The following is a 7,682-nucleotide window of genomic DNA, read 5'->3' on the forward strand; positions in this document are numbered from 1 at the left end:
ACTAAAAGAAGGATATTTAAAGAAAGGATTTTTTATTTATGATAAAGAATTTGAAGATAAAAAAGGTTTTAGAGTGCGAAATTGATAATGAACTGACCGAAAATATTCAAGAGTTATTAACTGTGAGTTTTCAGGATATTTATCCAAATAATAGGATTTATTTTAAACAAGTGCCTCATTTTAGATTCTTAGCTTTTAACGAGGAGAAACACCTTCTTGCACAGGTTGGGTTAGATTACCGGGTTATGAATCTTAGTGGAAAACTTATAAAAGTGCTTGGAATAATTGACTTATGTGTATCACGAGAATCCCGTACAAAAGGAATAGCTTCACTTTTACTATCAGAAATTGATAAATACTGTGTAAAGAAGGATATTGATTTTTTACTTTTATTTTCCGACAATAAGACATTGTATTTAAAGAACGGCTACAAATCTGTTAAAAACAAATGTAAATGGTTGAAGATCGAGGATAGAAATCAAACTATACTGGGCATAGGCTATGAAGAAAAAAGTGAATTGATGATTAAGAAAATTGGTATGAATGAATGGACTGAAGGTGACTTAGATTTTCTAGGTTATCTCTATTAAGAGGGCGTTTCCAATTAAATCAACATACCTTATGAATACAGACCGAGGTAAACTTACATAAGTACGGCATTATTTGTTTGAAATAAGGAGTTACTAGCAAATGAAAAAAATATTACTTCGATGGTTTATTGTTCTGTCAGCTTTATATACTTTAGGACATTTGCTTTTTGGTTTTGATGAAACTCGGTTGTTGAGTGCTATTACCAGTACAATTGGTGCAATTTTCTGTGTCAGTGTTCTTCTCTATATGAATATAAAAGAACGAGAAGAAAAGATTTCTTAATCAACAGTTTTGTTCAACTCTACAATAAATTTCCTAAACTCACGGGTACTTTAGTTGAAGATCATTGAGCTACTTAGACAACTCTTTTTTCTTATTCAACTAACAAGGCAGATTAGTTTAACACAATTCATTAAGATAAGAACGTAAATTCAAAATGGTGTTGTAATCAAGCTAACAAATGGGAGATCTTATATATGAACTTTAAAAATATAAACATCCCCGAGCGGATGAAGCATTACAATGTATCCGGATTAAGCATTGCAGTAATTGATAAATCAGTAATACAGGATGCTTTGGATTACTTGAATCGGGAACAGATAAAATTGTGAACGGTAGTTTTATTTTTAATTCTTGTTCAATCAGTAAGTTTCTAACATCCAAGGCTCTGTTATCGTTTACTGTTGATTTTTGACCAAAAGAAAAACCGCACATGATAAGAGCGGTTAAACGAAAGCTGAAGTGAACTATTAGCCAATAAATTGCATCAATAGCTGGTTAAACTTCTCACGTTCTTCCCAAAAAGGACCATGACCGCTGTATTGAAATGGAACAAGCAGTGAATTTTTTATTAGCGTATTTGTTTCCTGAGCTTTATCAAACGGCACAATTTTATCATGTATTCCGTGAATAATCAGTGTAGGTACTAGTATTTTGTCAAGATCATAGTACACGTTCTCATCTCTTAGTGTCTTCATGACTGCTACAGTCGACCAACCAGCTGCCTGTAATCCTAGCTGAAAAAACCAGTCCGATAATGGAGTGGTAAGATACTGGAAGAAGAAGAGATCATTTAATCCCTGCAACATTTTAGGTCGATCATTAAGTGATCCTGAAATGAACATATTTGCAACTTCTTCTTGAACACTATACGGAGATTGCGCGTCTATAAGGACAAGTTTGGATACTCCATAACCTTGGTGTCGAGCCATGTATCGAATCGAGATCGCGCCTCCTGTGGAGTGTCCAGCAAGTGTGAAGTCTTTTAACTGCAACGCCTCTACTACTGCATGGATATCATCTGCCAATCTGTCAAAATTGTAGCCAGTGTATGGTTTATCCGAATTACCGAAACCCCTCCAGTCAATGCCTATACATCGATATCCCATTGCTGGAAGAACATTAAACTGATATTCATACTGCTTATGGTTTAATGGCCAACCATGTATAAATAGAATTGTTTTATTTCCCTCCGGGTTTACATCCTCTACATATATTCTTACACCAGGTTCCACTGTAACAAAGTATCCCATGTTGTTCCCTCCGTTTAATTATTGTGCATCAACATAAGATACTCATCTAGGGAAACATAGGTGAAAATTCTTGGGTTGTTTATGCAGCTCTTCCTCTATGCTGATGTGGTTTTATCAGTCAAAGAATAATTTTGAAACCTATAAATTTCTATTGTGCGGGTGAATCCGAGCTTAAATTACCGTCCTACTTCTTTTTTCATACTTATGATTTTAAAAGAAAGTAAATGGATTTCAGATGAAAATAAATGGTCTTAAGTTGAAACGTTGTAGTATTTGACAAATGGTGGAGATTATAATATATTAGTAGTAATTAGTTGAATCGTAACTCCTAAAGGGGAGTAGCTTTTACAGCAAGGTCGTCATTACGGAGTTTCCATTCTCCCGGCTTTGTTGGCAACGACTTCGTTGTTAGCAAGACCTTTACCAATTGGTAGAGGTCTTTTGTTTTTTCAAAACCTTTGCCGTTTCTGGTAAAGGTTTTTTTCTATTTACAGACCGGAATCGTACCAGTGAATTGGAGCATCTCAGCTAAAAATTAAAACAGGAGGATATATATGATACTGAGGAAATACATGGCGTTATTAGGAGTAGGTTCTGCAAGAATCGATTTAATACTTGAAAAGGATACGTACGAGTTAGGGGAACAAGTAAAAGGGGTATTTGTGGTCAAGGGGGGTCTTATTGGACAGCAATTGAAGCGGATCGAATGTGATCTTGTGATGTCTGATAATGAAAAACCAAAAGCAGAAGGAAGAGTAGTCGATGCTATTACAATTTACACCACAAAGTACATAGAATCGAATGCCGAAAATCACATCCCTTTTACATTTAGAATTCCACATTCGCTACATGTAGACAATCTAGTATCGTATCGCTTCAAGTCCCGTCTTGCTTTCAATGAAGGTGTAGAAAGCTTAGATCATGATGTCATAACGATTCTACAAACATAACCCTTCTCCAAAAGGAGTCTTAAAATAACAGAGTGAATTACAAATAACTTAAATTTGAAGGGATGAAAATGATTTGGATGCATCGATATTATTAGAATACGGTTGGGTTTTACTATTATTAATTGGTCTCGAAGGATTATTGGCAGCGGATAATGCACTTGTATTAGCAATTATGGTAAAGCATCTTCCTGAGGAAGAGAGAAGAAGGGCATTGTTCTACGGACTAGCAGGAGCTTTCGTTTTCCGCTTTGGTTCATTATTCATTATTTCTTTCCTTGTCGATGTTTGGCAGGTACAAGCAATAGGAGCTTTATATTTGTTATTCATTGCGATCAATCATATCGTTAGAAAGCTTTACTTCAATAAAAAGATTCAGAAAACAGAAGAAAAAGAAAAGAAGAAATCAGGTTTCTGGGGAACAGTTTTCAAAGTGGAATTAGCGGATATCGCTTTTGCAGTTGACTCAATATTAGCTGCTGTAGCGTTGGCGATGACATTGCCGAACACCAATCTCCCTTCAATCGGCGGCATGGATGGCGGGAAGTTCCTCGTTATTTTTGCGGGAGGGTTGATTGGTTTGATTATCATGCGTTTCGCAGCAAACTACTTTGTGAAATTGCTACATGCGAAGCCTGGTCTTGAAATTGCCGCGTTTGCCATTGTTGGTTGGGTAGGTGTGAAGCTTGCTGTCTTAACTTTGGGTCACCCTGACGTTGGCGTGATCTCATATGAATTCGCACATTCCACTGAGTGGAAGCTCATCTTCTACGCAGTATTACTTGGAATTGCCGCAGCTGGTTGGTTCCTAACGAAGAATACGGATGAAGAACAGACACGAGAGAACATTATTTGATAATATAATTTTCAAACATAAAAAATGGACTCATTAAATTGAGTCCATTTTTCGTATTTAATATATAGAAATGTTATGAGTGTTTACTATATGTAAAAAAACACTCACTAATTAAAACTCGAATTTTACAGGTCTTAAAAATAAATCTTCTAATGTTTCTTTAGCATTTTTATTCTCAAACAGTACCYCATATATAGCATTACAAAGTGGAAGGTCAACATCATACTGTAAGGATAGTTCTCTTAATGCCTTAACTGTTGAAACGCCTTCTGCAAGCTTCCCAAATCCTTCTCCCTCAACAAATGCTTGTCCAAATTTTCTATTATGACTATGCGGTGAGAACAATGTTGCTTCGTAATCTCCCAGGTGACTTAACCCGTATATCGTTAAATCATTTCCACCCATGGCTCTAACGAGACGAGAAATTTCTCTTGTCCCCCTTGCCATAAGTGAACCTTTCAAACTGCTATAATTTAATCCGTCTAACATTCCTGCAGCTATACCCATAACATTTTTTGTAGCAGCTCCAATTTCATTTCCAATTAGGTCTTGTCCATAGTAAAACCTAATTAAATCACTATTAAACTCTTGAACAATCTTTTTAGTTATTTCAATATTTTCAGAGCCTATAACCATACAATTAGGTATATTATTCACAAAATCTTGTACATGTCCTGGTCCGACCCATACAGCAAGATTTATATTTTTCCCGACCTCTTCACCAAATACTTGCGACAGTCTTTTTCCACTAGTACCTTCTAAACCTTTCATGCATAAAATGAATGTTTTACCCTCTAAATCATTTAATGAACTCAATTGATTTGCAAATGAACGTAATTCTTGAGCACTAATTGAAATGATTATAATGTCTGCAGATGAAACCGCGTTTTCTAATGAAGTACTTAATTCAATATCTTCGGGTAATGTAAGGTAATCATTTTTTCTGGTTTCTTTCAATCCAATGTAATTTCTAGAGTTTTCTCTGCCCCATAATGTTACATTATGCCCAACTTTATTGACATACCAAGCAATAAAAGTTCCCCAACGCCCACAACCTAAAACTGAAACATTCATTATTTCACCATCCCATTTGGTTAATATAATAACAGGTATTATGGTATTTCTAACAGTTGTAACTTAACTGTATTCTTTCTTAATAATAGTAATATTTTCCTCATGACATCCTTTCGTGAAGTTCGAGGGAAACGTCATTTCTTTTTCTAATCCAAGCATTGCTTCTGCATCTTCGTTCGTCACTGCATCAATTAACCGTTCAAGATAATCTTTTGCTAGTTCAATTCTTCGTTCCATTTCTTCCTTACTCTCAGTTGCTTGTCCATGTCCAGGTACGAGAACTTCTATATGATATTTATCCAATATCATAAACGATTTTTGTAGGGTTTCTAGATATGCCTTCGCACTGTCAAATAAGTAGGGAAGTTCAAAGTCTGATAAATAATCACCAGTAATCCAAATACCTAAAGGTTCAATGATGGTAAACAATCCATCATGTGTATGGCCTGGGGATAAATAAAAGGTAATCGTTGTATCGCCTAATACTAATTGCTGTCCATCCTTCTCTATAACAATATCAATAGTTGGAAACTCAATTGCATAAGGTCTTTCCACATAATATTCATTGTCAAAAGACTGAATCAAATCAAGTTTGTATTGTTTTCTAGGATGCTCTTGCATGCCTTTGCTACCGATTACTTTTGCATCTGGGAATGCGTGATATCCGATGATATGATCGAAATCGCCATGCGTAAATAACAAATACACGTCTTTCTCGTTGCGTATGTGTGCCACATGTTGTTGAATTTCCTGAACTTCAAGGGGTAACCAAGTAGGATCGACAACTAATATCAAATCTTTCGTTTCAATCACTGAACTTGTAGTTTTCCATAAAGCGCTTTGAAATACGGTTAGCCCGTCTTTTTGAAATGCAATCATAGCGTTTCTCTATTCGAAGGAATCAATAATATTTTCCCGGTACTCTTCCGGCTTTCTAGGTAACGATGTGCTTCTTGTCCATCATGCAGTGCAAAGGTAGTCGGTTTAGATACGCATACTCTTCCTTCTTCCATCCATTGAAACAATTCGTTAGAGCGGGTCACACGTTGTTCAAGGGAAGTGAGGACATTCCAAAGATCTCCGCCAGTCAGAGTTTTAGATGTATCCATCAACATACGAGGGTCAATTGCAACCGGGTCTCCTCCAGCCATTCCGTAAAACACAACTGTACCTCCGATGCGCGTTACAGCAAAACTATCCATCAACGTAGATCCTACTGATTCATAGACAACATCGACACCTTTCCCGTTTGTCTCTTCAAGTACTGCTAACTTCCAGTCATCCGAATAAAGGAAAACGTGATCCGCGCCAGCTTCTTGTGCTGCCATAGCCTTATCCTTAGAAGATGTTAAGCCAATGACATTACCTCCAAGTAACTTGGCAATCTGAATGAGAAGCTGTCCAACACCGCCAGCAGCCGCATGAACAAGAATCACATCATTGTTTTTCACCGCATAGCTGTCCTGCGTTAAATAATGTGCTGTCAACCCTTGCAACAAAACAGATGAAGCATCTTCATATGAAATGCTATCTGGTAGTGGAATGGCTTTATCCACGGGAAGGGCTACTAACTCAGAATTCGCAAAAGGGACATCCGCAAAGGCAAGGCGGTCACCAACATGTATACCATTTACGTCTGCTCCAACCTGCTCCACGATTCCTGCACCTTCATAGCCCAAAATATATGGAGGTTGACCAGCAAGATGATAATTTCCTTTTCTTCTATAAACATCGGCAAAGTTCAAACCGATTGCTTTCATTCGAATTAAAACTTCATTCGGACCAATAACAGGATCAGCGATTTCACGATATTCCAATACTTCCGGTCCACCAAACGTGTTATATACAAGTGCTTTCATATTAAAATCTCCTCCTAATTAGAACGATTAGTATAGACTCTTTCTCATCATACCAAATGGAAAGAAATATGCTCAATCAAGAGAATAAATGTGATGAACTTCGAGACTGAAATAGACGAATGGGTGGAAAGTGACTATGAGTGGTTGAAAACACCTTTTGAATGGGTGGAAAGTAAGCATGAGTGGTTGGAAACACAACATGAGTGGTCGGAAACCCATGTTGAATGAGCGAAAACAAATAATACGATGAAATTTCGAGCGAAAAATAGCCAAATGGGCGGAAAGTAACTATGAGTGGTTGAAAACACCTTTTGAATGGGTGGAAAGTAAGCATGAGTGGTTGGAAACACAACATGAGTGGTCGAAAACAAATAAATAAATAATGATTTAACTCAATATGATATCTATGTAAAAGAGAAAGATAAACATAAAGCTCAACAAGCCATTCACAGGTAATCTATATGTGAACAACAATGGAGCAATGAGCTTCTATTTGGTTGACAAGGCAACAAAAAGGTCTTACAAGCGCTAAAGCTTGTGAGACCTTCACTATTTATCTATTCACATCCACTCACTTATATAGTAGCGAAATTGTTTCCTCCACCAATCCCAGTCATGATGGGAATCATGTCCCCAAAAATCGATGCGTGCTGGAATTGATTTTTTTTCTAACAAGATTTTTAGTTGATGGGTCTCTTCAATCATTTCCTCCTCGTAAGCACCTTGACCGGTACAAATGACCAGTCTGCTTTGTCTATATGATTGTAAAAAATTCTCATCATGCAGATCATTCAAGTAGGAAAGAGTTGAGTGGAAATAGACG

Annotated in this window: 9 protein-coding genes and 1 pseudogene; 5 read left to right on the forward strand and 5 right to left on the reverse strand. The window is 36.7% G+C overall.

What is annotated here, in order from left to right; genetic code table 11:
* Positions 1-38 precede the first annotated feature (38 nt).
* Entirely contained in the window at positions 39-590 is a 552-nt protein-coding gene (locus AC1DOS_RS16060) for a GNAT family N-acetyltransferase (protein ID WP_477538309.1), read from the forward strand.
* Between the two features lie 100 nt (positions 591-690).
* Positions 691-873 carry a hypothetical protein gene (locus tag AC1DOS_RS16065; protein WP_477538310.1) on the forward strand — a complete coding sequence of 61 codons (183 nt, stop codon included), beginning with the start codon at positions 691-693 and terminating at the stop codon, positions 871-873.
* Positions 874-1,340: 467 nt separating this feature from the next.
* On the opposite strand, the gene AC1DOS_RS16070 is transcribed toward AC1DOS_RS16065, so the two are convergent.
* On the reverse strand, positions 1,341-2,123 hold the full coding sequence (locus AC1DOS_RS16070; protein ID WP_477538311.1) for an alpha/beta fold hydrolase: 783 nt from the start codon (positions 2,121-2,123) through the stop codon (positions 1,341-1,343).
* A 554-nt stretch (positions 2,124-2,677) separates the two neighbouring features.
* On the opposite strand from AC1DOS_RS16070, the gene AC1DOS_RS16075 reads away from it, so the two are divergent.
* Together AC1DOS_RS16075 and AC1DOS_RS16080 are read left to right on the forward strand one after the other, a co-directional pair.
* Positions 2,678-3,073, forward strand: coding sequence for a sporulation protein (locus tag AC1DOS_RS16075; RefSeq protein WP_477538312.1), 396 nt, complete (start codon positions 2,678-2,680; stop codon positions 3,071-3,073).
* 73 nt (positions 3,074-3,146) lie between these two features.
* Complete coding sequence (locus AC1DOS_RS16080) at positions 3,147-3,926, forward strand: TerC family protein (RefSeq protein ID WP_477538313.1); 780 nt, start codon at positions 3,147-3,149, stop codon at positions 3,924-3,926.
* Between the two features lie 111 nt (positions 3,927-4,037).
* On the opposite strand, the gene AC1DOS_RS16085 is transcribed toward AC1DOS_RS16080, so the two are convergent.
* The 3 genes from AC1DOS_RS16085 to AC1DOS_RS16095 form a co-directional block, all read right to left on the reverse strand.
* A complete protein-coding gene (locus AC1DOS_RS16085; protein ID WP_477538314.1) occupies positions 4,038-5,000 on the reverse strand; it encodes an NAD(P)H-dependent glycerol-3-phosphate dehydrogenase in 963 nt (320 codons plus the stop codon).
* 63 nt (positions 5,001-5,063) lie between these two features.
* Complete coding sequence (locus AC1DOS_RS16090; RefSeq protein ID WP_477538315.1) at positions 5,064-5,879, reverse strand: MBL fold metallo-hydrolase; 816 nt, start codon at positions 5,877-5,879, stop codon at positions 5,064-5,066.
* On the reverse strand, positions 5,876-6,859 hold the full coding sequence (locus AC1DOS_RS16095; protein ID WP_477538316.1) for a quinone oxidoreductase family protein: 984 nt from the start codon (positions 6,857-6,859) through the stop codon (positions 5,876-5,878). The genes AC1DOS_RS16090 and AC1DOS_RS16095 overlap by 4 nt, the downstream gene beginning before the upstream one ends.
* Before the next feature lie 93 nt (positions 6,860-6,952).
* On the opposite strand from AC1DOS_RS16095, the gene AC1DOS_RS16100 reads away from it, so the two are divergent.
* Positions 6,953-7,087, forward strand: coding sequence for a hypothetical protein (locus tag AC1DOS_RS16100; RefSeq protein ID WP_477538317.1), 135 nt, complete (start codon positions 6,953-6,955; stop codon positions 7,085-7,087).
* A 333-nt stretch (positions 7,088-7,420) separates the two neighbouring features.
* On the opposite strand, the pseudogene AC1DOS_RS16105 reads toward AC1DOS_RS16100, so the two are convergent.
* Positions 7,421-7,682 (reverse strand): annotated as a pseudogene (locus AC1DOS_RS16105) (hypothetical protein); the annotation flags it as partial.

It is taken from the genome of Paenisporosarcina sp. P5_A11 (assembly GCF_056400705.1).

Coding starts and splice junctions, on each gene's coding strand:
- AC1DOS_RS16090 (WP_477538315.1), bottom strand. CDS start 5,879: ATGATTGCATTTCAAAAAGACGGGCTAACCGTATTTCAAAGCGCTTTA.
- AC1DOS_RS16100 (WP_477538317.1), top strand. CDS start 6,953: ATGAACTTCGAGACTGAAATAGACGAATGGGTGGAAAGTGACTATGAG.
- AC1DOS_RS16065 (WP_477538310.1), top strand. CDS start 691: ATGAAAAAAATATTACTTCGATGGTTTATTGTTCTGTCAGCTTTATAT.
- AC1DOS_RS16075 (WP_477538312.1), top strand. CDS start 2,678: ATGATACTGAGGAAATACATGGCGTTATTAGGAGTAGGTTCTGCAAGA.
- AC1DOS_RS16070 (WP_477538311.1), bottom strand. CDS start 2,123: ATGGGATACTTTGTTACAGTGGAACCTGGTGTAAGAATATATGTAGAG.
- AC1DOS_RS16095 (WP_477538316.1), bottom strand. CDS start 6,859: ATGAAAGCACTTGTATATAACACGTTTGGTGGACCGGAAGTATTGGAA.
- AC1DOS_RS16060 (WP_477538309.1), top strand. CDS start 39: ATGATAAAGAATTTGAAGATAAAAAAGGTTTTAGAGTGCGAAATTGAT.